The sequence below is a fragment of the Rubellimicrobium aerolatum genome (assembly GCF_017872975.1).
In the GTDB taxonomy this organism is placed as follows: Bacteria; Pseudomonadota; Alphaproteobacteria; order Rhodobacterales; family Rhodobacteraceae; genus Rubellimicrobium; species Rubellimicrobium aerolatum.
Window position 1 is genome coordinate 270,503 of the sequence record NZ_JAGGJP010000001.1, and the last position, 24,546, is coordinate 295,048.

At 71.5% G+C, this 24,546-nt stretch carries 23 protein-coding genes; 8 read left to right on the forward strand and 15 right to left on the reverse strand.

Annotated features, from left to right (window positions below; all coding sequences use genetic code 11):
* Positions 1–189 precede the first annotated feature (189 nt).
* From J2Z33_RS01325 to J2Z33_RS01345, 5 genes are all read left to right on the forward strand, one after another.
* Positions 190–1,494 carry a vanadium-dependent haloperoxidase gene (locus J2Z33_RS01325; RefSeq protein WP_209837077.1) on the forward strand — a complete coding sequence of 435 codons (1,305 nt, stop codon included), beginning with the start codon at positions 190–192 and terminating at the stop codon, positions 1,492–1,494.
* Positions 1,491–3,071 (forward strand): FG-GAP repeat domain-containing protein, encoded by a 1,581-nt coding sequence (locus J2Z33_RS01330; protein WP_209837079.1) that lies wholly within the window; start codon positions 1,491–1,493, stop codon positions 3,069–3,071. The genes J2Z33_RS01325 and J2Z33_RS01330 overlap by 4 nt, the downstream gene beginning before the upstream one ends.
* Positions 3,072–3,192: 121 nt before the next feature.
* Positions 3,193–4,026, forward strand: a complete 834-nt coding sequence (locus J2Z33_RS01335) for a glucosamine kinase nucleotide-binding domain-containing protein (RefSeq protein WP_209837081.1) — start codon at positions 3,193–3,195, stop codon at positions 4,024–4,026.
* Between the two features lie 94 nt (positions 4,027–4,120).
* A complete protein-coding gene (locus J2Z33_RS01340; protein ID WP_245218385.1) occupies positions 4,121–5,614 on the forward strand; it encodes a catalase in 1,494 nt (497 codons plus the stop codon).
* 52 nt (positions 5,615–5,666) lie between these two features.
* Positions 5,667–6,761: an endonuclease/exonuclease/phosphatase family protein gene (locus J2Z33_RS01345; RefSeq protein ID WP_209837085.1), complete on the forward strand. Its 1,095-nt coding sequence runs from the start codon at positions 5,667–5,669 to the stop codon at positions 6,759–6,761.
* Between the two features lie 18 nt (positions 6,762–6,779).
* Here the strand turns inward: J2Z33_RS01345 and J2Z33_RS01350 are convergent, their stop codons facing one another.
* Positions 6,780–7,817 (reverse strand): LLM class flavin-dependent oxidoreductase, encoded by a 1,038-nt coding sequence (locus J2Z33_RS01350; protein WP_209837087.1) that lies wholly within the window; start codon positions 7,815–7,817, stop codon positions 6,780–6,782.
* A 166-nt stretch (positions 7,818–7,983) separates the two neighbouring features.
* Between J2Z33_RS01350 and cls the strand changes: the two genes are divergently transcribed.
* Entirely contained in the window at positions 7,984–9,420 is a 1,437-nt protein-coding gene (cls, locus tag J2Z33_RS01355; protein WP_209837089.1) for a cardiolipin synthase, read from the forward strand.
* Between the two features lie 13 nt (positions 9,421–9,433).
* Entirely contained in the window at positions 9,434–10,153 is a 720-nt protein-coding gene (locus tag J2Z33_RS01360; RefSeq protein WP_209837091.1) for an endonuclease/exonuclease/phosphatase family protein, read from the forward strand.
* 4 nt (positions 10,154–10,157) lie between these two features.
* Here the strand turns inward: J2Z33_RS01360 and J2Z33_RS01365 are convergent, their stop codons facing one another.
* The 14 genes from J2Z33_RS01365 to J2Z33_RS01430 form a co-directional block, all read right to left on the reverse strand.
* Positions 10,158–11,627, reverse strand: a complete 1,470-nt coding sequence (locus J2Z33_RS01365) for a mannitol dehydrogenase family protein (protein ID WP_209837093.1) — start codon at positions 11,625–11,627, stop codon at positions 10,158–10,160.
* A gap of 13 nt (positions 11,628–11,640) precedes the next feature.
* On the reverse strand, positions 11,641–12,432 hold the full coding sequence (locus J2Z33_RS01370) for an SDR family NAD(P)-dependent oxidoreductase (protein WP_209837095.1): 792 nt from the start codon (positions 12,430–12,432) through the stop codon (positions 11,641–11,643).
* A 3-nt stretch (positions 12,433–12,435) separates the two neighbouring features.
* On the reverse strand, positions 12,436–13,203 hold the full coding sequence (locus J2Z33_RS01375; RefSeq protein ID WP_209837098.1) for an L-iditol 2-dehydrogenase: 768 nt from the start codon (positions 13,201–13,203) through the stop codon (positions 12,436–12,438).
* Positions 13,200–14,201, reverse strand: coding sequence for an ABC transporter ATP-binding protein (locus J2Z33_RS01380; RefSeq protein WP_209837100.1), 1,002 nt, complete (start codon positions 14,199–14,201; stop codon positions 13,200–13,202). Before J2Z33_RS01380 ends, J2Z33_RS01375 begins: the two co-directional genes overlap by 4 nt.
* 11 nt (positions 14,202–14,212) lie before the next feature.
* Positions 14,213–15,043 (reverse strand): carbohydrate ABC transporter permease, encoded by an 831-nt coding sequence (locus tag J2Z33_RS01385; RefSeq protein WP_209837102.1) that lies wholly within the window; start codon positions 15,041–15,043, stop codon positions 14,213–14,215.
* 10 nt (positions 15,044–15,053) lie between these two features.
* Positions 15,054–15,926, reverse strand: a complete 873-nt coding sequence (locus tag J2Z33_RS01390; protein WP_209837104.1) for a carbohydrate ABC transporter permease — start codon at positions 15,924–15,926, stop codon at positions 15,054–15,056.
* 163 nt (positions 15,927–16,089) lie between these two features.
* Positions 16,090–17,415, reverse strand: a complete 1,326-nt coding sequence (locus tag J2Z33_RS01395; RefSeq protein ID WP_209837106.1) for an ABC transporter substrate-binding protein — start codon at positions 17,413–17,415, stop codon at positions 16,090–16,092.
* 107 nt (positions 17,416–17,522) lie between these two features.
* Positions 17,523–18,494, reverse strand: coding sequence for a sugar-binding transcriptional regulator (locus J2Z33_RS01400; protein WP_209837108.1), 972 nt, complete (start codon positions 18,492–18,494; stop codon positions 17,523–17,525).
* Positions 18,491–19,186 (reverse strand): HAD family hydrolase, encoded by a 696-nt coding sequence (locus tag J2Z33_RS01405; protein WP_209837110.1) that lies wholly within the window; start codon positions 19,184–19,186, stop codon positions 18,491–18,493. Before J2Z33_RS01405 ends, J2Z33_RS01400 begins: the two co-directional genes overlap by 4 nt.
* A 102-nt stretch (positions 19,187–19,288) precedes the next feature.
* Positions 19,289–19,675: a DUF805 domain-containing protein gene (locus J2Z33_RS01410; protein WP_209837112.1), complete on the reverse strand. Its 387-nt coding sequence runs from the start codon at positions 19,673–19,675 to the stop codon at positions 19,289–19,291.
* 70 nt (positions 19,676–19,745) lie between these two features.
* Complete coding sequence (locus tag J2Z33_RS01415; RefSeq protein ID WP_209837114.1) at positions 19,746–20,567, reverse strand: RlmE family RNA methyltransferase; 822 nt, start codon at positions 20,565–20,567, stop codon at positions 19,746–19,748.
* 354 nt (positions 20,568–20,921) lie between these two features.
* Entirely contained in the window at positions 20,922–21,971 is a 1,050-nt protein-coding gene (locus J2Z33_RS01420; protein ID WP_209837116.1) for a methyltetrahydrofolate cobalamin methyltransferase, read from the reverse strand.
* A 3-nt stretch (positions 21,972–21,974) separates the two neighbouring features.
* Positions 21,975–22,913 carry a methylenetetrahydrofolate reductase gene (locus J2Z33_RS01425; RefSeq protein WP_209837118.1) on the reverse strand — a complete coding sequence of 313 codons (939 nt, stop codon included), beginning with the start codon at positions 22,911–22,913 and terminating at the stop codon, positions 21,975–21,977.
* 26 nt (positions 22,914–22,939) lie between these two features.
* Positions 22,940–23,236, reverse strand: coding sequence for a virulence factor (locus tag J2Z33_RS01430; protein WP_209837120.1), 297 nt, complete (start codon positions 23,234–23,236; stop codon positions 22,940–22,942).
* A gap of 160 nt (positions 23,237–23,396) precedes the next feature.
* Between J2Z33_RS01430 and J2Z33_RS01435 the strand changes: the two genes are divergently transcribed.
* A complete protein-coding gene (locus J2Z33_RS01435) occupies positions 23,397–24,506 on the forward strand; it encodes a Ppx/GppA phosphatase family protein (protein WP_209837122.1) in 1,110 nt (369 codons plus the stop codon).
* Positions 24,507–24,546 lie beyond the last annotated feature (40 nt).

Genomic DNA, 24,546 nt, shown 5'->3' on the forward strand with positions numbered 1-24,546 from the left:
GGGACCCTCCTGGGGGTGCGGAACGACGCGCAGCGCGCCGGAACACGAACTTAACGGCTCGCGCACGGGATTCCGTCACCGCTCGCGAAAAATTTGTGGCCTACGCCTCGGCGCGACGCTCTCCGCCCACGCTCCGGGGGCTTCCCACCTGCACGCTTCCGTGGCTTGCTCGCCCCGGGGGGAATGTCGATGAAGATGCTGCTTCGCGGACTTGCCACGCTGGCCCTTTCCGCTGGGCTCGCCGGGGGGGCCGAGGCCCGGCCCGGCCCGGTCGAGCTCATGGACATCAACACGCGCCTCGCGCTGGAGCTGGTCCGGCACACGCCGACGACGTCGCCCCCCGTCGCGAGCCGCGCCTTCGCCTATCTCTACGTCGCCGCCTACGAGGCCGTGGCCGGCGGCTCGCCCGATCTCCTGAGCCTCGCCGGCCAGCTCCGGGATCTCGATGCGCCCCCCTTGCGCGACCCCGCGGCCGCCTACGACGAGGCGGTGGTGCTGGAGGCCGCCCTGTCCACCGTCATCGCCGACCTCTTCGCCAACACCGGCCCCACCGGCCAGCGCGCCATGGCCCGCATGGCCGAGCGGCTGGGCGAGGCCACGGCCGAGGGCCTGCCGCCCGAGGTGGCCGGGAGAAGCCGAGCGCAGGGCGAGGCCGTCGCACGGCACGTCCTCGCCTGGGCCGCCGGCGACGGTGGCGCGGTCGTGGAGAACATGGGCTTTCCCCTGGCCCACGACCTTGCCAAGGGGCCCGGCCTCTGGGTCCCCACGAGCCGCATCGTCCAGCAGCAGCTCCCCCTTCTGCCCGACTGGGGCGGGAACCGCACCTTCGCCATGCCCGACGGGGCCGCCTGTCCCCTGCCCCCGCCGCCGGCCTACAGCGAGGCGGAGGGCTCGGCCTTCATGGCCGAGGCGCGGGAGGTGCTGGAGACGCGCCGGACCCTCACCGAGGAGCAGCGCGCCATCGCCCGATTCTGGTCCGACGACCCCATGCTCTCCCCCACCCCGCCCGGCCACTGGATCGCCATCGCCCAGCAGGCGCTCGACGCCCGGGACGCCGACCTCGACCTCCGCGCCGAGGTCCTGGCGCGGCTCTCGGTGGCCATGGCGGACGCCTTCATCGGCTGCTGGCACGAGAAGTACCGCTGGAACCTGCTCCGCCCCGTGACCTACATCCGCGACCATCTCGACCCCGCCTTCGAGCCGTTGCTCATCACCCCTCCCTTTCCCGAATATCCCTCGGGCCACAGCACGCAGTCCGGCGCGGCGGCCGAGGTGCTCACCGCCCTGCTGGGCGAGGGCTTCGCCTTCGCCGACCGCGCCCACGAGGAGGACGGCCTGCCCGCCCGCCACTTCCCCTCGTTCCGGGCCGCCGCCGAGGAGGCCGCCCTGTCCCGGCTCCACGGCGGCATCCACTTCCGTTCCGCCATCGAGAGGGGGCTCGACCAGGGCCGCTGCGTCGCTGCCCACGCCATCGCGCTGAGGATGCGGCGGTGAGGCGGCTCCTCCTGCTCGCCGCCTTCCTCGCCACCGCCGTCCGAGCCGAGGAGCCGCTGGTCCCCCGCTTCGTCGAGGAGACCGCGACGGCCGGCCTCGCCAGCAGCTACGACGGCGATTGGGAGTACATGGTCGGGGGCGGCGTCGCCGCCCTCGACTGCTCGGGCGATGGCTTCCCCGACCTCGCCTTCGCCGGCGGCGCCTCCCCCGCCTCGCTCTGGCGCAACCGCTCCACCCGAGGCGGCCCGCTCCGCTTCTTGAAGGTCGAATCGGGCATCGAGATCCCCGCAGTCACCGGCGCCTACCCCCTCGACGTGGACGCCGACGGCCGGCCGGACCTCATGCTCCTGCGCCAGGGCGAGAGCCGGCTCCTGCGGGGCCTGGGCGACTGCCGGTTCGAGCCCGCGCCCGAGGGCTGGGGCTTTCGCGCGCCTTCGGCCTGGTCCTCCGCCTTCTCCGCCACCTGGGAGGCCGGGCAGGACTGGCCCACCCTCGCGCTCGGCACCTACATCGACCCCGCCGAGGAGTTCTTCCCCTGGGGCTCCTGCACCGACAACCTCCTGGTCCGCCCCGAGGGCCGGCACTTCGCCGCGCCCCAGCCCCTGAAGCCGAGCTACTGCGCGCTTTCGCTGCTCTTCACCGACTGGGACCGCTCGGGCACCCCGTCGCTGCGGGTCTCCAACGACCGCGAATACTACAAGGGCGGGCAGGAGCAGCTCTGGCGCTTGGCCCCTGCCGCCCCGCCGCGCCTCGCCACCGAGGCCGAGGGCTGGGCCTATCTCCGCATCTGGGGCATGGGCATCGCCTCGCGCGACCTCGACCTCGACGGCTTCCCCGAATACGCGCTGACCAGCATGGCCGACAACAAGCTCCAGACGCTGGTCGAGGTGCCCGCCGACGGCCGCCGGCCGCGCCCGGCCTTCGTCGATGTGGCCTTCCCACGCGGCGCCATCGCCCAGCGCCCCTACACCGGCGGCGACGTGCGCCCCTCGACCGCCTGGCACGCCGAGTTCGCCGACGTGAACAACGACGCCCGCCCCGACCTGTTCATCGCCAAGGGCAACGTGGACGCGATGCCCGATTTCGCTGCGAAGGACCCCAACAACCTCCTCCTCCTGCGCGCGGACGGCACCTTCCGCGAGACCGGGCTGGAGGCCGGGGTGGCGAGCATGGCGACCTCGCGCGGGGCCACCCTCGCCGACCTCAACCTCGACGGCCTCCCCGACCTCGTGGTCACGAACCGCCGCGCCCCGGCGCAGGTCTGGCGCAACGTCACGGCGGGCACGGGTCACTGGCTGCAACTCCGGCTGGAGCAGCCCGGCCCGAACCGCGACGCCATCGGCGCCTGGATCGAGATGCGCCTGCCTGACGGCGTCCACGCGCGCGAGGTGACGGTGGGCGGCGGCCACGCGGGCGGCGCGTTGGGCTGGTGGCACATGGGCCTCGGCCCCGAAGCGGCGGCCGAGGTCCGCATCCTCTGGCCCCACGGCCACGCCGGCCCCTGGGAGCGCCTCCCGGCCGACGGCTTCTTCGTCCTGTCCCCCGACGCCCCGGCCCGCCCCTGGCAACCCGGCTAGGTCGGCCATCGCGTCGCGACGAGGGCCCGCGCCCGAACGGCCTCCGGTGGGAGCCGACCCTTCCCCTTGCCGCGTCCGCGCGCGACAAGGCGGGCGGGACGGGTCGGGGACGGGGCGCGGGATGCTGTATCTGGGGATCGATGGCGGCGGCAGCGGGTGCCGGGCGGCGGTGGCCGACGAGGCGGGCCGGGTGCTCGGGCGTGGCGCGGGCGGGCCGGCCAACATCGCCTCGGACCTGGAGGGCGCGCGCGAGAACCTCCTTCGCGCCGCGCGCGCCGCCTTGGCGGACGCGGGCCTGCCGGAGTCGGAGATGCCGCGCCTGCGGGCCGGGCTCGGACTGGCGGGCGCGAACGGGCGCGGCTTCGCCGAGCGGCTGCGCGCCGCCCTGCCCTTCGCCGAGGCGCGGATCGTGTCGGACGCGGTGGCCGCCGTGAAGGGCGCTCTGGGAGAGCGCGACGGCATCGTGGCGGCGCTGGGCACCGGGTCGGTCTTCGCCCGCCAGCGCGGCGGCGCGGTGCGGCTCATCGGCGGCTGGGGGCTGATCCTCGGCGACGAGGCCAGCGGCGCCTGGATCGGTCGGGCGATCCTGTCCCAGGCCCTGCGGGCGGTGGACGGCTTCGTGCCCCAAACACCGCTGCTGGCGGCCCTGGTGGCCGAGCAGGGCGGGCCCGACGGCGTGGTGAACCTGTCGCTGGCGGCGCGCCCCGCCGACTTCGCCGCCTTCGCGCCACGCGTCGTCGCCTCCGACGACCCGGCGGCGCGCGAGGTCATGGACCGGGCTGTGGCCGAGGTCGCGGCGGCGGTGGACCTGCTGCAGGAGGGGGCGGCGTTGCCGGTGGTGCTGCTGGGCGGGCTGGGGCCGGTCTTCGCGGCGCGGCTGGGGGGGCGGTGGGCCGTTATTCCAGCGCTGGGGACGGCACTCGATGGGGCGCTCCTCCTCGCGCGTGGGGGGTGACGCAGGGACGGCGCCCACCGACCCTGGCCCAGAGGGGCGAGAGGCCTAGATGCCGCGCCAATCTTCGTCGCCGCTCCCCGCGAAAGGACAGACCATGGCAGATCGCCCCTCCCCCGGTCTCACGACCCGCCAGGGCCACCCGGTCTACGACAACCAGAACACCCGCAGCATCGGGCCGCGCGGGCCGCTGGTGCTGGAGGACTACCACTTCCTGGAGAAGATCAGCCATTTCGACCGCGAGCGCATCCCCGAGCGGGTCGTCCACGCGCGCGGCGCGGCGGCGCACGGGACGTTCGTCCCCAGCGGCAAGTTGGGCGACGAGCCCATGGAGAACTACAGCCGCGCCAGGGTGTTCCGCGCCGGGACCGAGACGCCGATCTTCCTGCGCTTCTCCACGGTGATCCACGGCGGGCATTCCCCGGAGACGCTGCGGGACCCGAGGGGCTTCGCCATCAAGTTCTACACCGAGGACGGCAACTGGGACCTCGTGGGGAACAACCTCAAGGTGTTCTTCATCCGCGACCCGCTGAAGTTCCCCGACATGGTGCACGCCTTCAAGCCGGACCCCCTCACCAACCGGCAGTCGATGGAGCGGTTCTTCGACTTCGTGTCGATGTCGCCCGAGGCGACGCACATGGTGACGCACCTGTTCTCGCCCTGGGGCATCCCCGCGACCTACCGCGAGATGCAGGGGTCGGGCGTCAACACCTACAAGCTGGTGAACGCCCAAGGCGTGGCGGTGCTGTGCAAGTTCCACTTCCAGCCGCGGCTGGGGGTGCGGAACCTGACGCAATCGGAGGCCGAGGCGATCCAGGCAAAGGACTTCAACCACGCGACGGGCGACCTTTACGACGCCATCGCGCGGGGGGAGTTCCCGGAATGGGACATGTTCATCCAGGTCATGGAGGACCACGAGCATCCCGATCTGGACTGGGACCCGCTGGACGTGACCAAGCTCTGGCCCGAGGACCAGTTCCCGCTGCGGCACGTGGGCCACATCCAGCTCAACCGGAACCCCTCCGACTACCACAACGAGGTGGAGCAGGTGGCCTTCGGGACGGGGGTGCTGGTGGACGGGATCGACTTCTCGGAGGACAAACTCCTGCAGGGCCGGACCTTCGCCTATTCGGACACGCAGCGGTATCGGGTGGGGCCGAACTACCTGCAACTGCCGATCAACGCGCCGCGCTGCCCCTTCGCCACCAACCAGCGGGGCGGGCAGATGAGCTACCGCGTGGACGGCGAGGGGGCGGGCGCGAACCCGCACGTCAACTACGAGCCGTCGCAGCTCGGCGGGTTGTCGGAGCAGCCGCGTCCGGGGCCGGGGCCGCGCACCCATTGGGCCGGCGAGGTCGGGCGGCAGCGCATCCCGCGCACCAATGACTTCGCCCAGGCGGGAGAGCGGTGGCGGACCTTCTCCGACGCGGAGCGGGAGGAGCTGGTGGCGAACCTCGTGGGGGCGCTGTCCACCTGCGCGGCGTCGATCCAGGAGCGGATGATCCACCACTTCACCCAGGCCGACCCCGAATATGGGGCGCGGGTGGCGCGGGGGCTCGGGCGCGGGGCGGGCGCGCAGGCGGCGGAGTGAGGGCGCGTCACGGCGCGCTTCCCAAGCGGCGGGAATCGGTTAAGCCTTGGGCATGACCGTCCTGCTCCTCCTGCTCGCCCTGCTCCTCGCCGCCGTCACGCTGCTGCCGCTTTCCGGGCGGCAGGACTGGTGGATACGCATGTGGGACTTCCCCCGCATCCAGATCGCCATCGCCCAGGGCGCGGTGGCGGCGCTCGCGCTCTGGGCATTGGACGGCTGGCTGCGCTGGCTGGTGCTGGTGCCGACGCTCCTCGGCATGGCCGTGCATCTGCGCCGCATCCGGCCCTTCACGCCGCTCGCCCGGCGGCAGATGCGGTTCGCGCCCCGCCGCGACGACGGGGCGGAGGTCACGCTCATGGCCGCCAACGTGCTGATGGAGAACGACCGCCACGACCTCGTGCGCGACCTGATCGCGGACGTGGACCCCGACGTGCTCCTCCTCATGGAGACGGACGAGCGGTGGCTGGAGGCGCTGCGGCCGGCGCTGGCCCGCTACCCGCATCGGGTGGAGATCCCGAAGGACGACTATTACGGCATGATCTTCGCGACCAAACTGGAGGTCGTCGAATCCGAGGCCGCGCGCCTGACCGTCGACGAGACGCCCTCGGTCTTCGCCGAACTGCGGACGCGCGGGGGTCGGCTGTTCCGGTTCGTCGGGCTGCACCCGCAGCCGCCCGTCCCCGGCGTGGACACCGACGAGCGTGACGCCCAGATCCTGTATGCCGCCCGCTTCGCGCGGAAGTCGGACGTGCCGCTGGTGACCATGGGCGACTTCAACGACGCGGCGTGGTCGCCGACCTCGCGGCTGTTCAAGCATTACGGGCGCTACCTCGACCCGCGCATCGGGCGCGGGCTCTATGCCAGCTTCCACGCCAACAACATCCTGATCCGCTGCGCCATCGACCAGCTCTTCGTCACGGACGACATCGCGATGGTGGACTTCCGGCTCGGCCCCAAGGTCGGCTCGGACCACTTCCCGGTCATCGCCCGCGTCCGCATCGACCCCGAGGAGGCCCGCGCCCTGAACGTCCGTCCGCCCCCCATGACCGAGGAGGAGCGGGAGGAGATCGACGAGCGGGTGGAGGAGTACAAGCGCGGCCTGAGCCCCCTCGACCCCCGGCCCGAGCCGGAGGCCACGACGGTCTGAGCGGGCGACCTAGGCCGCCTACCGGCCCAGCGCCTTGCGGACCTCGGGCGCGACGCGGGTGGCGAACAGCTCGATCGCCTTCATCAGCTTGCGATGCTCGATGACGCCGATCGCCATCTGGATCACGAAGCGGTCGAAGCCCAGCACCTCGTGCATGGCGAGGATCTTGTCCGTCACCTCGGCGGGGCTGCCAACGAACAGCGCGCCCTTGGGGCCCCGCCCGATGTCGAACTGCGCCCGGTTCGTCGGCCCCCAGCCGCGCTCGCGGCCGATGCGGTCCATCACCTCGGCCTGCGGCAGGTAGAAGGTGTCGGCCGCCTCCTGCGAGGTCTCGCCCACGAAGCCGTGGACGTTGAGAGAGGTCTTCAGCCTGGAGCGGTCGTGCCCCTCCTGCCCCACGGCGCGGTCATAGAGCTGGAACAGCGGCTTGAACCGCGCGGGCTCGCCGCCGATCACCGCGACCGCCAGCGGCAGGCCCAGCATCCCGGCGCGGGCCACCGACTGCGGCGTGCCGCCGACCGCGATCCAGATGGGCAGGGTCCCGTTGAAGGGGCGCGGATAGACGCCCCGATCCTCGATGGCGGGGGTGTGGCGGGTCCCCGGCCAGGTGATCCGCTCGGCGTCGTTCAACTGCATCAGCAGCGCCAGCTTCTCGGCGAAGAGCGAATCGTAGTCGTCGAGGTCATGGCCGAACAGCGGGAAGGATTCGATGAAGGACCCCCGCCCGGCGATGATCTCGGCCCGCCCCTCGGTCAGGTTGTCGAGCGTGGCGAACTGCTGGAACACCCGGATCGGGTCGTCGGAGCTGAGCACCGTCACCGCGCTGGCGAGCCTGATCCGCCGGGTCCGCAACGCCGCCGCCGCCAGCGCCACGGCGGGCGCGGACACCGCGTAGTCGGGCCGGTGATGCTCGCCCAGGCCGAACACGTCGAGTCCCGCGTCGTCGGCCAGCGCGATCTCCTCCACGAGGTTGCGCAGCCGTTCGCTGGCCGTCACGACATGGCCCGTGTGGGGGTCGCGGCCCACGTCGCCGAACGTATAAAGACCGAATTCCATGCTGACCGCCCTTCCGCCACGCCGTTGGAGACGGAACGGAGCCCGGATGCGCCCCGAAGGCAAGGGCCCCACGCGCACAGCCGCTGTGAGCGGGGGTTGCGGCTGGCCCTCCGCTTGGGAAAGCATAGGTGGCAGCGGCCAACCGGGCGCGATCCAAGGACCACGAATGACCCCCTTCACGCTGGCCTACACGATCTACGTCATCGCCGCCGTGGCCTACATCGTCTCCGAGAACCGCCGCCCGCAATCGGCCTTCGCCTGGCTGTTCCTGTTTATCACCGTGCCGCTGGGCGGACTCGTCCTCTACATCCTGTTCGGCCGGATGCGCGGCGGCGTCGGCCGCACCCGCACCCTCGTCCGCCAGGACCGGCCCGAGCTTCTGGGCGACACGCTCGACCGCGCGGTGGCCGAGCACGAGCACGCCATGGCCCGCATCGCCGCGCGCCCGGCGCTGCTGCGCCAGCTCGCGACGCTCTGCCACGCCGCCTCCGGGGGCCTCGTCACCACCTCGAACCGCGTGGAGGTCCTTCAGGACGCCAGCCGGAAGTATCCGCGCCTGTTCGCGGATCTGGAGGCGGCGCGGCACAGCATCCACCTGCAATACTATATCTGGCGCCCCGACCGGCTGGGGATGCGCCTGATGGCGCTGCTGGAGGCCAAGGTCGCGGAGGGCGTGCAGGTCCGCCTCCTCTACGACCCCGTGGGGTCCTTCGGCATCAAGGGCGCGATCTACGTCCGCCGGATGCGGGCGCGCGGCATCGAGATGTGGCCCTCCTCGCCGCTCTGGCGCGTCCACACCATATCCTACCGCAACCACCGCAAGATCGCGGTGATCGACGGCCGCATCGGCTACACCGGCGGCCTCAACATCGGCGAGGAGCACCTGAAACCGGGCAAGGGCTTCACGGTCTGGCGCGACACCCATCTGCGGATGACCGGCCTGTCGGTGCGCGCCCTCCAACGGGTCTTCGCCGTGGACTGGGCCAACGCCACCGGCCAGGACCTGTTCGCGCCCGAGCACTTCCCGCCGCTCGACGACGCCGACGGCGACGGCCAGCCCGTGCAGCTCGTCACCTCCGGCCCCGATTCGGATTGGCGGGCGATCCGCACGCAATACTTCGGCATGATCTCCAACGCGCGCGAGAGGGTGCGCGTGCAGACCCCCTACTTCATCCTCGACGCCTCGCTGGCCGAGGCGCTGAAATGCGCCGCGCTCTCGGGGATCGACGTGTCGGTGATGGTGACGGCCGGCGGGCCCGACCAGAGGCTCGTCTACTGGGCCGCCCGCACCTATCTGGCCGAGATCGCGACGGCCGGGGTCGAGGTGCTGATGTTCGAGGGCGGCTTCCTCCATGCCAAGACGGTCGTGGCCGACGGCTGGGTGGCCTCGGTCGGCTCGGGGAACTGGGACATCCGCTCCTTCTCGATCAACTACGAGCTGAACGCGCTGGTCTACGACGCCGCCGTGGCTGCCGATCTGGAGGCCGCCTACGACCGCGACCGCGCCCGTTGCCGGCGGTTCGACCCCGACGCCTACCGCGCCGGCCCGCGCCTGCCGCGCTTCCGCGACTCGGTCGCGCGCCTCGTCTCGCCCGTGCTGTGAGGGGGGTGCTCTGATGGCGCGGCGTCCGGCGCGGGAATGGCGGCTGCGGCTCGCCTCCTACAACATCCGCAAGGCGGTCGGCCTCGACTGGAAGCGGCGGCCCGAGCGCATCCTGTCCGTGCTGGACGAGATCGACGCCGACGTGGTGGTGCTCCAGGAGGCCGACAAGCGCCTCGGCCAGCGCCCGGCGGCGATCCCGCTGGGGCTGCTGGCGGCGCATGGGCGCTTTGTCCATCTCGACCCCGGTCCGGGGCCGTCGCTGGGCTGGCACGGCAACGCGATCCTGCTGCGGCGGGGCCTGGGATGCGAGGTGGCGCAGCTCGTCGAGCTGCCGGGGCTGGAGCCGCGCGGGGCGATCGTCGCCCGCATCCGGCCCGAGATCGGGCGCGGCGAGTTCACGCTGGTCGCGGCGCATCTCGGGCTCCAGCGCGGCTCGCGGCACCGGCAGATGGCGGCGTTGCTGGAGGCGACGCGCGACGCCCGGATGCCCGTGGTCATCGCCGGCGACCTGAACGAGCGCGCGCCGGGCCGGCTGCTGGCGCCCTTCCCCCGCGACCTCCGTCTGGTGAGCCCCGGCCCCAGCTTCCACGCCTCGCGGCCCTTCGTGGCGCTGGACCACATGATCCTGGGCGGGGCGGTGCGGGCCGTGCGGTCGGAGGTCCACGCGAGCCCGCTGTCCCATGTGGCGTCCGACCACCTGCCGATCTGGGCGGATCTCGCGGTGGGGGCGTGACCCGCTAGCCCCTGACGTAGGCGGCGAGCGACGCCTCGACGCCGTTCGTCCACAGCGACCGGAGCTGCGCGCCGAACGCCTCGGCGAAGCGCGGATCGGCTCCGAGATCCCCGAACACCAGCGCGTTCGACAGGAAGGCGTCGGGGTCGTCCTTGGCCTTCAGCGCCCGCGCCCGCAGGTCCTCCCAGTTGTCGTCGTTGGGCGGGATATCGCGGCCCGCCTCGTCCGTCCCGGCGCAGTAGCGGCACCAGAGCGCCACCTCCAGCGCCAGCCCCTCGAACGCCCCACCCTCGGCCAGCGCGGCCTTGGCGGTCGGCAGGATGAACTTGGGCTGCCGGTTCGAGCCGTCGAGGCAGAGGCGCGGGATGGTGTCGCCGACCTCGGGGTTGGCAAAGCGGGACGCGATCAGCTCCCGGTAGGCGTCGTAGCTGACGCCCTCGATGGGGCTCAGCGTCGGCTGGATCTCGCGCCGCGTCAGCGCGTCGAGCCAGCCCGAGATGCGCGGATCGGCCATGGCGTCGTGCACGAAGTGGTGCCCGAGCAGCGCGCCGGGATAGGCGATGGCCGCATGGCCGCCGTTCAGGATGCGCAGCTTCATCAGCTCGTATTGCGCGACGTTGGCCACGAACTCGGCGCCGACCTCCTCCCAGGCGGGGCGGCCCTGCGGGAAGTTGTCCTCGATCACCCATTGCCGGAACGGCTCGCAGGCCACCGGCACGGCGTCGATCAGGCCGAAGCGGTCGGCGACCATCCGGCGCTCGCGGTCCGAGGTGGCGGGCGTGATGCAGTCCACCATGGAGTTCGGGAAGGCCACGTTCGCCTCCACCCACTCCGCGAATCCTGCGTCCTGCAACCGCGCGAGCCCGATCACCGTCCGCGCCGCGACATGGCCGTTCTCGGGGAGGTTGTCGCAGGACAGGAAGGTGAACGGCGGCAGGCCCGCATCCCGCCGGCGGCGAAGAGCGGCGAGGACCATGCCGAACACCGTCTTCGGGGACTCGGGGCTGGCCGCGTCATGCTGGATGTCCGGGTGGTCCGCCGCGAAGCCGTCCGTCTTGGCGTCCACGTAGTAGCCGCCCTCGGTGACGGTCGTGGACACGATGCGGATGGCGGGATCGCTCATCGCCGCGATGACCGCCTGCGCCTCCACCGGAACGAAGTCGATCATCGACCCGATCACCCGCGCGCTCAGCCCCGAGGGGTCCAGCTCCACCACCGTCGTCAGGCAATCCTGCGCCAGCAGCCGGTCGCGCATGCCGGCATCCGCCGCGCGCACCCCCGCGCCGACGATGGCGAAGTCGTGGTCCCGCCCCAGGCCGAACAGCCGGTCGAGATAGACCTGCATATGGGCGCGATGGAAGTTGCCGACGCCGACATGGAGGATGCCGGGCGTGAGGCTCGCGCGGTCGTAGGCCGGCCCCGCCACGCCCTCGGGCAGGCGGCTCAGGGCGGCGGCGTTCAGGGGGATGGACATGGGGAAGGACCCTTCAGATCGTGCGGAGCATTCCGCCGTCATAGAAATAGTTGCCGCCGACCGCGTAGGCCGCGCGGGGCGAGCAGAGGAAGACCATGAAGTCGGCCAGCTCCTCCACCGTGCCGAAGCGCTTGATCGCCGCGTGCTCGTCGGCGACGCCCTGGAGGTAGCCCTGCCAGTCGCCGCCCGTGGGCTCGGACAGTTGCCGCGCCGTCTTCACCCAGTCGGGGGTGAGGATCAGGCCGGGGCTTACTGTGTTGACCCGCACGTTCATGGGGATGAACTCGGTCGCCATGCACTTGGACAGCATGACGAGGGCGGCCTTGGTGGTGTTGTAGATGGGTTCGTACCAGAGCGGCTGCGTCGCGCAGATCGAGGCGTTGTTGAGGATCGCCCCGCCGCCGCGCTGCGCGATCAGGGGGGCGAGGCCCCGCGCCAGCCGCACCGCCGCCATCACGTGCAGGTCCCAGTAGGCCTGCCACTTGTCGTCGGCGGCTTCCAGGATCGTCTCGTTCGAGCCCGTGCCGGCGTTGTTCACCAGCACGTCGCAGCCGCCGAACTCGCGCCGGGCCGCGTCGATCAGCGCCGCGCAGCCCTCCGCCGTCGCCACGTCGCAGGCCTGCGCCACGACGCGGACCGGGAACTCCCCGCCCAGGGTCCGCGCCGATTCCTCGGCCCGCGCGCCGTCGCGGGCGGCGATCAGCACGTCCGCCCCCTCGCGCGCGAAGGCCCGCGCCACGCCGAGCCCGATGCCGACGCTGCCGCCGGTGACGACCGCGACCTTGCCCTTGAGACCCAGATCCATGGCTCAGGCCATCCAGTTCCCGCCGTCCACCCCGTAGGTCTGGGCGACGACGTAATCGGATTCAGGGGAGGCGAGGAAGATCGCCATGCCGAGCAGGTCCTCGGCGGTGCCCATGCGGCCGAAGGGGACGCTCTCGCCCACCAGCCGCTTCTTCTCGCCCAGCGGTCGGTTCTCCAGCCGCGCGAACTCGGCGTCCACGCCGTCCCAGTGCTCGCCGTCCACGACGCCCGGCGCGATGGCGTTGATGTTGATGCCGTGCTTGATGAGGTTCAGCCCCGCCGACTGGGTGAAGCTGATGACGGCCGCCTTGGTCGCGCAGTAGACGGCGACGAAGGCCTCGCCCCGCCGCCCGGCCTGGGAGGCCATGTTGATGATCTTGCCGCCCGTGCCCCGCGCGATCATGCCCTTGGCGACCGCCTGCGTCACGAAGAACACGCCCGCGACGTTCACCGAGAAGAGCTTGTCGTAGCTCTCGCGCGTGATCTCCACGATCGGCGCCGCCTCGAAGAGCGCGGCGTTGTTCACCAGGATGTCGATGCCGCCCAGCTCCTGCTCGACCTCGGCCACCGCCGCGTCGATGCTGTCCTGCCGGGTCACGTCCATCCGGACGGCGATGGCGCCGGGGAGGTTCGCCGCCGCCGCGCGGGCGCGGTCGATGGCGATGTCGGCGATGGCCACGCGGGCGCCCTCGCGCGTGTAGGCCTCCGCGAAGGCGAGGCCGATGCCGCGCGCCGCGCCGGTGATGAGGGCGCGCTTGCCTTGAAGTCTCATAGTCGGATTCCGTTCTGGTCGAATCTGTGAATCTTGGTGGCATCGGGCGTCAGGAACACCGTGTCGCCATGGGTCAGCCCCACCTCACCCCCCGCGCGCACGGTCATCATCGGCGCAAGGCCGGTGTCGTGGACGTGGAAGAAGGTGTCGCTCCCCAGGTGCTCGGACACCCCCACTACGCCGCGCCAGTCGCCCATGGTCGGGTGCACGCCGATGTGCTCGGGCCGGATGCCGATCGTGTGGGCGTCGAACCGCGCGGCCTCGGGGCCGGTGACGAGGTTCATCTTCGGGCTGCCGATGAAGCCCGCGACGAAGGTGTTGCGGGGCGCGCGATACAGCTCCAGCGGCGAGCCCACCTGCTCGATGCGACCGGCGTTCAGCACCACGATCTTGTCGGCCATGGTCATGGCCTCCACCTGGTCGTGGGTGACGTAGATCATCGTGGTCCTGAGCTTCTCGTGCAGCTCGCTGATCTCCATCCGCATCCCCACGCGCAGCGCGGCGTCGAGGTTGGACAACGGCTCGTCGAACAGGAACGCCGCCGGCTCCCGCACGATGGCCCGCCCGATCGCCACCCGCTGCCGCTGCCCGCCCGAGAGCTGGCCCGGCCGGCGGTCGAGATAGGACGACAGGTTCAGCACCTTCGCCGCCGCCTCCACCCGCCGGTCCTGCTCGGCCTTGTCCATCCCCGCCATCCGCAGCGGGAAGGCGATGTTCTTCCGCACCGTCATGTGCGGATAAAGCGCGTAGCTCTGGAACACCATGGCGAGGCCGCGCTTGGCGGGCGGCAGACCCGTCGCGTCCCTGCCGTCGATGCTGATGTGGCCGGCGCTCGTGTCCTCCAGCCCGGCGATCAGCCGCAGCAGCGTGGACTTCCCGCAGCCCGACGGCCCCACGAAGACCACGAACTCGCCGTCCCCGATCTGGAGGTCCAGCGGCGGGATCACCTCCACGTCGCCGAAGCGCTTGGTGACGCCCGAAAGGGTGATCTGTCCCATTGTCGTTCCCCTTACTTGACGGCGCCGAAGGTGAGGCCGCGGACGAGTTGCTTTTGCGAGAACCACCCCATGATGAGGATGGGCGCGATGGCCATGGTCGAGGCCGCCGAGAGCTTGGCGTAGAACAGCCCCTGCGGAGACGAGAAGCCCGAGATGAACTTGGTCAGCGGCGCGGCGTTGGTCGTGGTCAGCACGATGGTCCAGAACGCCTCGTTCCAGGCGAGGATGATGTTGAGCAGCACCGTCGAGGCGATGCCGGGGATCGCCATCGGCGTCAGCACATAGAGGATCTCTCGCCCCAGCGACGCCCCGTCCATCCGCGCCGCCTCCAGGATCTCGCCGGGGATCTCGCGGAAGTAGGTGTAGAGCATCCAGACGATGATCGGCAGGTTGATGAGCATCAGGACCACCACGAGGCCGATCCGGGTGTCGAGCAGCCCGAGCCACACGAAGACCAGGTAGATCGGCACCAGCACCGCCACGCCCGGCATCATCTTGGTGGACAGCATCCACATCAGCAGGTCCTTGGTCTTGGCGCCGGGCACGAAGGCCATCGACCAGGCCGCCGGGATGGCGATGACCAGCCCCAGCGCCGTCGATCCCAGCGCCAGGACGACCGAGTTCCAGAAGTAGTCGAAATAGTCGCGCTGCCTTTGGACATCGACGTAGTTCCGCACCGTCCAGTCGAAGCCGAACCACACCGGCGGCGAGGCCACGGCCTGCGGCTCCGGCTTGAACGAGGTCAGGAAGGTCCACAGGATCGGGAAGGCGATCAGGAGCGCCACCCCCCAGGCGAGAGCGGTGTTGACGGCCTTGCGTTGCGTGCTGACGGCTCGGGCCATGATGCGTTCCTTAAGCGTCGAGGTTCTTGCCGATCGCGCGCATCAGGAAGATCGCGACGATGTTGGCGAGGATGACGGCGACCACGCCCCCGGCGGCGGCGGTGCCCACATCCGAGTCGAGGATCGCCTCCTTGTAGACGAGGAAGGTCAGCGTCGTGGATTCGCTGCCCGGCCCGCCATTGGTCGTGACCAGGATCTCCACGAGGATGCCCAGCAGGAAGATCGTCTGGATCAGCACCACCACCGTGATCGCGCGGGCGAGGTGCGGCAGCATGATGAAGCGGAAGCGGTTCCAGGGGTTCGCGCCGTCCATCTCGGCCGCCTCCAGCCGCTCGCTGTCCAGCGACTGGAGCGCGGTCAGCAGGATCAGCGTCGCGAAGGGCAGCCATTGCCACGCCACGATCACGATGATCGAGGCGAGCGGCGCCTGACCCAGGAAGTCGAAGGGCGCCAGCCCGATGCCCCGGAGCGCCTCGGCGAAGAGGCCGTTCGAGGGATTGAAGAACATGTTCTTCCAGATCAGCGCCGCCACCGGCGGCATGATGAAGAACGGCGAGATCACCAGGATGCGGACCACCCCCTGCCCCCAGAGCGGCTGGTCGATCAGCAGCGCGATCAGGATGCCGCCCGTCACGGTGATGAGGAGGACGCCCCCCACCAGCAGCAGCGTGTTCAGGATGGCGAGCCAGAAGGCCGGCGAGGTCACGAAGGCCGCGTAGTTGGCGAACCACACGAAGCCCGAGCGGTCGGGCGTGAGCAGGTTGTAGCGCTGGACCGAGAACCACAGCGTCAGCGCCAGCGGCACGATCATCCAGACCAGCAGCAGGAGGACGGCCGGCGACAGCATCAGCCGGGCGGCGGAGCGGGACGCTTGCGTGGACATGGGCGCTGCACCTCGGGCGACGGCGGGACGGGACGGAACTGGGGGCGATGGCGGGGGGACGGCGGCCCGTCGTGCGGCACCGGACGGGACCCGGCCCCCGCGACGGGGCCCGGGTCGGGGCCGCGCCGATCCCCTCGGGGGGACCGGCGCAACGAGGTCGGCCTTACTGCTGGATGTAGCCGGCCTCGGTCATGGTCTGCGTGGCGATCTCCTGCGCGGAGGCCAGCGCCTCGTCCACGGTCTTCTGGCCCGCCAGCGCCGCCGAGAACTCCTGGCCGACGGTGGTGCCGAGACCCTGGAACTCGGGGATCGCGACGAATTGCACGCCCGTGTAGGGGACGGGCTGCACGGTCGGGCTGTTCGGGTCCGCCGCGTTGATGGAGTCGATGGTCATCTGCGCGAAGGGCGCCGCCGCGAGGTAGTCGGCGTTCTCATACAGCGACGTGCGGGTGCCCGGCGGCACGTTCGCCCAGCCCTCGGTCTCGGCCACGAGGTTCGCGTACTCCTTCGAGGTCGCCCAGGCGATGAAGGTCTTGGCGGCCTCGGGGGCGTCCGACGACGCCGGCACCGCCAGCGACCAGGCCCAGAGCCAGTTGGCCCGCTTGCCCTGCCCCGCGTCGGGCGCGAGCGCGAAGCCCACCTGCTCGGCGACCGTGGAGTTGTTCGGGTCGGTCACGAAGGACCCCGCCACGGTGGCGTCGATCCACATCCCGCAACGGCCCTGCTGGAACAGCGTCAGGTTCTCGTTGAAGCCGTTCGACGACGCGCCGGGCGGGCCGTAGCTGGTCATCAGCTCCAGATAGTCGGTGATCGCCGCCTTCCATTCCCGGCTGTCGAGCTGCGGCTGCCAGTTCTCGTCGAACCAGCGCGCGCCATAGCTGTTCGCCATGGTGGTCAGGAAGGCCATGTTCTCGCCCCAGCCGGCCTTGCCGCGCAGGCAGATGCCGTGGACGCCCGTCTCGGGGTTGTTCATCGCGGCGGCGGCCGCCTTGATGTCCTCCCAGGTCGGCTGGTCGGGGATGGCGATGCCCGCCGCCTCGGCGAGATCGCGGCGATACATCACGAAGGACGATTCGCCATAGAACGGCGCGGCATAGAGCGTGCCGTCCACCGACAGGCCCGCCCGGATCGGCGGCAGCAGGTCGTCCACGTCGTATTCCGCCGGCAGGTCGTCCAGCGGCGCGAGCCAGCCCTGGTTGCCCCAGATCGGGACCTCGTAGGTGCCGATGGTGATGACGTCGTATTGCCCGCCGTTGGTGGCGATGTCCGTCGTGACGTTCTGGCGAAGGGTGTTCTCCTCCAGGGTCACCCATTCCAGCTCGATGTCGGGATGCGCCTCGTTGAAGGCGTCGGTCAGGCCCTGCATCCGCACCATGTCGCCGTTGTTCACGGTGGCGATGGTGATCGTGGTGGTCTCCTGCGCCGCGGCGGCATAGCCCAAGCCGCAAAGCGCCGTCGCCCCCAGAAGGGCGCGGGTCGAGAATGTCATGAAGCCTCCCTTTGCCCATTCGGGCATTTGCTTAGGTCGTGGGCAAATACTCTACACCGCTCACGCACCTGTCAAGACGGCTTCCACGCCGCATCGCGGCGATGGCGCTAACGGCCCGGGGACGGATCGAGCAGCCGCTCGGCGGTGGCCTCGTTGGTCACGAGCCCGCTCACCAGCCCGCCGGTCAGCGCCGCGCGGATCGCCGCGACCTTGCCCTCGCCCAGCGCCACCGCGACCACCATCCGCTCGGCCGCGCGGGGCAGCGGCGCCGAGGCGACGCGCCGGTTGAACGGGCAGTCGATCACCCGCCCCGCCGCGTCGTAGATCCACGAGGTGATCTCGCCCGTGGCCCCCGCGGCCAGCAGCCCGGCCATCTCCTCGGGCGACAGGAACCCGTCCATCAGCAGCGGGGCGCCCGGCCCCATCTGGCCCACGCCCACCAGCGTCAGGTCGGCCCGGGCGCAGAGCGCCAGCGTGTGCCGCACCGGCTCCTGCCGCCGCAGCACCTCCAGCTCGGCCGAATCCCGCGCCAGCACCGGCAGCGGGAAGGGATAATGCGGCGCGCCCACGCGGTCGGCCATGCGGATCACGGCGTTGTAGGGCGTGGCCCGACCGTCCGCCATCATATTGCCCAGCAGCGACACGATGCGGTGCTGCGGGCAGTCCATCCGCGTCAGCGCCTCGACGGTCGCCTTCAGCGCCCGCCCCGTCCCCAGCGCGATCACCTTGGGCTCGGGGCTCCGCAGCACCTTCTCCAGCAGCCCCGCCGCCGCCCCCGCCACGCCCGCCAGCAGCTCCGGCGCGTCCGGGTCCGACGGCGCCACCTCGGCGAGCCGCAGCCCGAACCGCTCCGCCAGCGCCGCGCCCAGGTCCATGCAGCGCCCGATCGGATGGTCGAGCCGCACCTTCACCAGCCGCTCCGACACCGCCATGGCGACCAGCCGCTGCGCCGTCTGCCGCGACACGCCCAGCTTCTGCGCGATCTCGTCCTGCGTGTTGCCGGCGACGTAGTAGAGCCACCCCGCACGGGCGGCGTCGTCCAGTCGGGCGGGCGGGGCGTTGAAGCGCTGCGTGGTCACGGTCGCGTCTCGCAAGGGGACGGAAGCAGGATCGGGAAGGCCGCAGCGAGGTCCTCCCAGCGCCAGAATGGCGGCGGCAGGGGCTCGCTGTCAAACAGCCGCCGCAGCGCCCCCTCGTCCAAGCCCGCGTAATGGCTCCCCCCCGCGAACAGCGCCACCGCCATTCCCGCCGCCCGCGCCGCGATCACGCCGGGCCGGCTGTCCTCCACCACGAGGCAGCGCCCGGGCGCCACCCCCATCTCCCGCGCCGCCAGCAGGAACAGGTCCGGCGCGGGCTTGCCGCGCGCCACCATCGACGCCGTGAACACGCGCGGCAGCCGGCCATCGAGCCCCGCGATGGCAAGGCTCCGCGCCGCCCGCGCCGGCGAGGACGAGGTGGCCACGCAGGCCGGCACGGCCAGCCGGTCCAGCAGGCCCATGATCCCCGGCATCGGCCGCAGCTCCCGCTCGAACCGCTCCAGCAGCCGCCCGCGATAGGCCGCCTCGAAGCCCTCGGGCATCGGGCGCCCCGCCTCGGCCTCGATCCCCTTCAGCACGGTCGGAAAGCTCCGCCCGAGGAAGTTGTCCCGCACATGGGCCGCGTCGAAGGCGACCCCGGCCTCCGCCGCCACCTCGACCAGCACCTTCGCCGAGATCACCTCGCTGTCGATCAGCACGCCGTCGCAGTCGAGGATGAGAAGCTCGGGGATCATGGCACCGTCCAGTCCGGGGGGAGCGCCCCCGCTACCACGCCCCGCCGCGCCCGCCAACCGGCCCGTCGCCCGGCCCGTCGCCCGGCCCGCCGCCCGGGGGCCTCAGCCGAAGCGGTTGGGCCGGCTGTCGCCCCGCAGCGCGAACAGCACGATGAGCACGATCACGCCCACGACCGGCACCAGCCCGATCAGCAGCCACCAGCCCGACCTGTCGGTGTCGTGGAGCCGGCGCGCGCCCACGGCCAGCGACGGCAGGATCACCGCGAGCGACCAGAGCCCGCTCAGCACCGTCCGGTCCGCCCCGAACAGCCCGAGGTCCACGAGCCCGAGTCCGACCGAGACGAGGACGTTCGCCACCATGAACCACCAGTATTCGCCCCGGTTCGCCCGCCCCCGGAAGGTGGCGTAGTTGGCGAAGGCGCGGCGCAGCGCCTCGCCCGGCCCGACCCGCTCGTGGTAGTCGCGCGGCGTGCCCTCGTGGATCGACATCGCTGAGTCCCTCCCTGTCCGGGCGGGAGTGTCGCGCCGCGCAAGCCGTGGGGCAACAGCCAAGGCGGCGTCAGACGCCGCCGGCCTCCCCGCCGGCCTCCCCGTCGGCCTCCCCGTCGGCCTCCCCGTCGGGCCCCCCGTCGGGCACCCCATCGGCGGGCCGCCCCCGGAACCCCATCGCCACCACGAACTTCTCGGACGAATCCGACCGCGACGCCGGCGGCTTCACGTTCTCCACCTTCTCGAACGCCTGCTTCAGCCGCTTCTGCAACTCGCCCTCCGCGCCTCCGGCCAGCACCTTCGCCACGAAGGTTCCGCCCGGCGCCAGCACGTCGAAGGCCAGCTCCGCCGCCGCCTCGCACAGCGCGATGATCCGCAGGTGGTCCGTCTGCTTGTGCCCCGAGCTGGCCGCCGCCATGTCCGACATCACCACGTCGGCCGGCCCGCCGAGCCAGTCCTTCACCGTCCTGTCCGCGTCGTCCGCCAGGAAGTCGAGCACGTGGATCTCGGCCCCCGGCACCGGATCCACCTCCTGGAGATCGAGCCCCAGCACGCGCCCCACCGGCTTGCCGGCCCTCTCGCCCAGCGCGTTCACGCGCGGCACCGCCACCTGCGCCCAGCCGCCGGGCGCGGACCCGAGGTCCACGACCCGCGCCCCGGGCTTCAGGAAATGGAACCTGTCGTCCAGCTCGATCAGCTTGAAGGCCGCGCGCCCGCGAAAGCCCTCGGCCTTGGCGCGCTTCACGTAAGGGTCGTTCAACTGCCGCTCCAGCCAGAGCTTGGACGACAGCTTGCGCCCCTTGGCGGTCTTGACCCGCACCGTCAGGTCGCGCTGCCCGCGCCCCGAGGAGCCCTTGGCCCCCGATGTTCCCTTCGCCGGTGTCTTGCCCATCGCGCGCGCCCCTTGTCCGAGGGCCACATATGGGCCGCCGGGCACGGAAAGGGAACCCGCCCCCGGCCCAGTCCCCGGCCCAGTCCACGGTTCAGTCCCCGGCCCGCCCCATCCCGACGCCGGATCGTCCCGGCGGCCCATGTGGGCGACCCGCCCCGAATCACCGAAAACGGGCGTTGCGCGAACCGGCCCCTGACCGTTCGTTGCGGTCGGAAGCCGTTAACCCTTCACAGGCATGATCCTCGCATGACCTGGAGAAAGGAGACCCACTTGATTCGCACCGCCCGCGCCACCGCCACGCCCCCCGCCCGGACTCCGTCGCCTCGCGCCGGAGCCCGGATCGGCGCGCGTCCGTCAGGCGCGGCGGCGTCCGCCCGCGCGGCGCTGGCGACCCTCGCCCTCCGCCTGCGGGGCGCGGTTGAAGCGGATCCACTCCCCGCCCGAGGGGTCCTGGTTCATCAGGAAGTTGGCGGCGCGGATCGCCTCCATCTCCTTGCCGGGGCGGGCCTTCGTGCTCCCCAGCCCGAACATCTGCACGAAGGTTTCGTCGTCCAGGCCCTCGGGCAGGACGATCCCCGCCGCAGCGACCTCGGCCCGCTTCTCGGCGATGGCCTTCTGCGTCACCGGCAGGGCGACCGGGTTCATGATGGCGCTGGTCATCCCCGCGCCGATCGCCATGGGCAGGAAGGCGTTGTTGATCCCGTGCCGGTTCGGCAGCCCGAAGCTGATGTTGGACGCCCCGCAGGTGGTGTTCACCCCCAGCTCCTCGCGCAGGCGGCGGACGAGGGTGAAGACCTGCAATCCGGCGGTCCCCATCGCGCCCACCGGCATCACCAGCGGATCGACCACGATGTCATGCGCCGGGATGCCAAAGTCGGCCGCCCGCTCCACGATCTTCTTCGCCACCGCGAAGCGCACGTCCGGGTCCTCGCTGATCCCCGTGTCGTCGTTCGAGATGGCGACCACCGGCACGTTGTATTTCTTCACCAGCGGCAGGACGAACTCCAGCCGCTCCTCCTCGCCCGTCACGCTGTTGAGCAGCGGCCGCCCCTTGCAGACCTGCAACCCGGCCTCCAGGGCGGCGGGCACCGAGGAGTCGATGCAGAGCGGCACGTCCACCAGCCCCTGCACCAGCTCGATGATCCGGCGCATGAGCGGCGGCTCGGTCTCGTTCGGGTTGGGGTTGGAGTTGTAGACCACCCCCGCGTTGATATCGAGCACGGTCGCCCCGGCCGCGACCTGCGCGATGGCGTCCGCCTCGACGGTGGAGAAGTCGCCCGCCTCCAGCTCGGCCGCGAGCTTCTTGCGCCCCGTGGGGTTGATGCGCTCGCCGATCACGCAGAAGGGCTGGTCGAAGCCGATGATCGCGGTTTTCGTCTGCGATTCGACGATGGTGCGGGTCATTCGTTATCCGTTCGCGGCAAGGGCGGGCTGCTGCCCGGTGCGGGCGTTGGCCCAGTTGGCGGCGGCCGTTATGCCACCCAGCGGGAAGATATGCACCTGCTCGATGCCGAAGCCGGGATGGGCGGCCTTGTGCGCCGCCAGCGCGTTCACCACCTCGTCCGGCTCGTAGGGCAGCAGGAGCTTGGTCACGTCCATCGCCCGCTTCTGGAGGACGCCCAGCGAGGGGCCGACACCGCAGGCGATGGCGAACTTGATGAGGGTCTGGAGCTTCGCGGGCCCCGCGATGCCGATATGCACCGGCAGGTCGATCCGCTCGGCGGCCAGCCGCTCCGCCCACTCGATGACCGGCCCGGCGTCGAAGCAGAACTGCGTCGCCAGCGCGACCCGCGCATCGGTGCGCTCCGCGAAGGCTTGCTTCCAGCGCAGGGCCTCCATCACCAGCCGGTCGGACCCGTCGGCGTCGATGTCGCGGTTCCCCTCCGGATGCCCGGCGACGTGCAGCCGCTCGAAGCCCTGGAACAGCCCCGACTCCAGCAGCTCCATGGAGGACCGGAACTCCCCCGCCGGGTCCTTGCGCCCGCCGGCGAGGATCAGCCCCTGCGTGACGCCCGCCTCGCCCTTGTAGCGGGCGATCCAGTCGCCCAGCGTCGCCCGGTCGGGGATGCTGCGCGCCGGGAAGTGCGGCATCACGTCGAAGCCCTGCCCGGCGATCCGCTTGGCCGTCGCCACCATGTCGGCGATCTCGGTCCCGTCGATATGGGCCACGTAGACCCGCGTGCCCGGCGGCAGGATCGCGCGGAAGTCCTCCACCTTCTCGGCGGTGCGGGGCATGACCTCGACGGACCAGCCACCCAGGAACCGGGCCGTGGCCCCGTCCTTGGGTCTGTCCGTGCTCGCGGCCGGCGCATCCGCCTTGCGGCGCAGGAAGGGAAGAAGCGACATCAGGACCTCCGGAAGACGCGGGGCGATCACGCCCGGCCGTCGTTGTCGATCAGCGCCTTCAGGCGCGCGGCGTCGTATTCGGCCTCCAGCCGGGCGGCCTCGGCATGAGCGACCTCGGCCTGCTCCCCCTCCACGGCATAGGGCGTGCCCTTGCGCCACTCGGCGAGATAGGAATCGGTGTCCCGCGCGCCCGCCTTCATGGCGGCGCGGTCGATGGCCTGCTCGAAGCGCTCGGACAGCTGGACCTTGGCGCCTCGCCGACCCTGGCCAACGATGACCTGCGCCGGGATGTCGCGCCAGTAGACGATGGTGACGTCGGGCATGGGGCTCCTCGGCTCGCTCTCCCCGGCCTTGTAGGCCAATCCGCGACACCGGCAACGCCGGTTTTCGACATATCCCAAGCATCCAGCGACCGCGCGAGGCTTGCGCGGGGGCCGGTCCTGTCGCTAGTGTCGATCCAAGTTCAGATTGGAGGGCGCGCGAATGGCGCCCAGGCGTCCCGAGAGCGCGGGCGCGTTCCCGATCGCGGTCGAGCAGCCCGCGCCACAACTCCCCGACCCGGCGACGCTCTACGCGGCGCTGGACCTCGGGACCAACTCGTGCCGCATGCTGATCGCGCAGCCCAAGGGCAGCGGGTTCCATGTGGTGGACAGCTTCTCGAAGTCGGTCCAGCTCGGCCAGGGGCTGGAGGCGACGGGTCGCCTGTCGCGCACCGCCATGGCCCGGACCATCGGCGCGATCCGCATCTGCAAGCAGAAGCTGCAGCGGCACAACGTGACCCGGATGCGCCTCGTCGCGACCGAGGCCTGCCGTCGCGCGCGCAACGGCGCGCTGTTCCTCCAGCAGGTCCGCCGGGAGACCGGGCTGGCGCTGGAGATCATCCAGCCCGAGGAGGAGGCGCGGCTCGCCGTGATCTCCTGCGCGCCGCTGGTCTCCACGCGGTCCGAGCAACTGCTGGTGGTGGACATCGGCGGCGGCTCGACCGAGCTCGTCTGGATCGACCTGACCTCCGTCCCCAAGCGGGAGCGGCCCCGCGCCATCATGCGGCTTCACGCGGGCTTCCGGCAAGCCCCCGCGCCGTTCCCGGTGGCCAAGGTGGTGGACTGGATCAGCGTGCCGCTCGGCGTGGCGACGCTGCGGGACCAGTTCGAGGACGTGCAGGACGACGCCGCCCGCTTCGCCCTGATGAGCTGGTACTTCGAGGAGAACCTCGCGGCTTTCGCGCCCTCGGCGGTGCAGCAGTCGCGCGAGGGGTTCCAGATCATCGGCACCTCGGGAACGGTCACGACCGTCGCGGCCTCGCACCTGGGCCTGAAGCGCTACGACCGCGCCAAGGTGGACGGCCTGACGATGACCTCGGACCAGATCGACGCGGTGATCCGCGACTACCTGACCCTCGGCCCCGAGGGGCGTCGGATGGACCCGCGCATCGGCAAGGACCGGCACGAGCTCATCATGTCGGGCTCGGCGATCCTTCAGGCGCTCATGCGGCTCTGGCCGACCGACCGGCTGTCGGTCGCCGACCGCGGCCTGCGCGAAGGCCTGCTCTACGCGCAGATGAGCGCGGACGGCGTGCTGGAGGACACGTTGTAGGCTGCGTGCCCGCACGCACCGGCGATCCGGTCCTCGACCG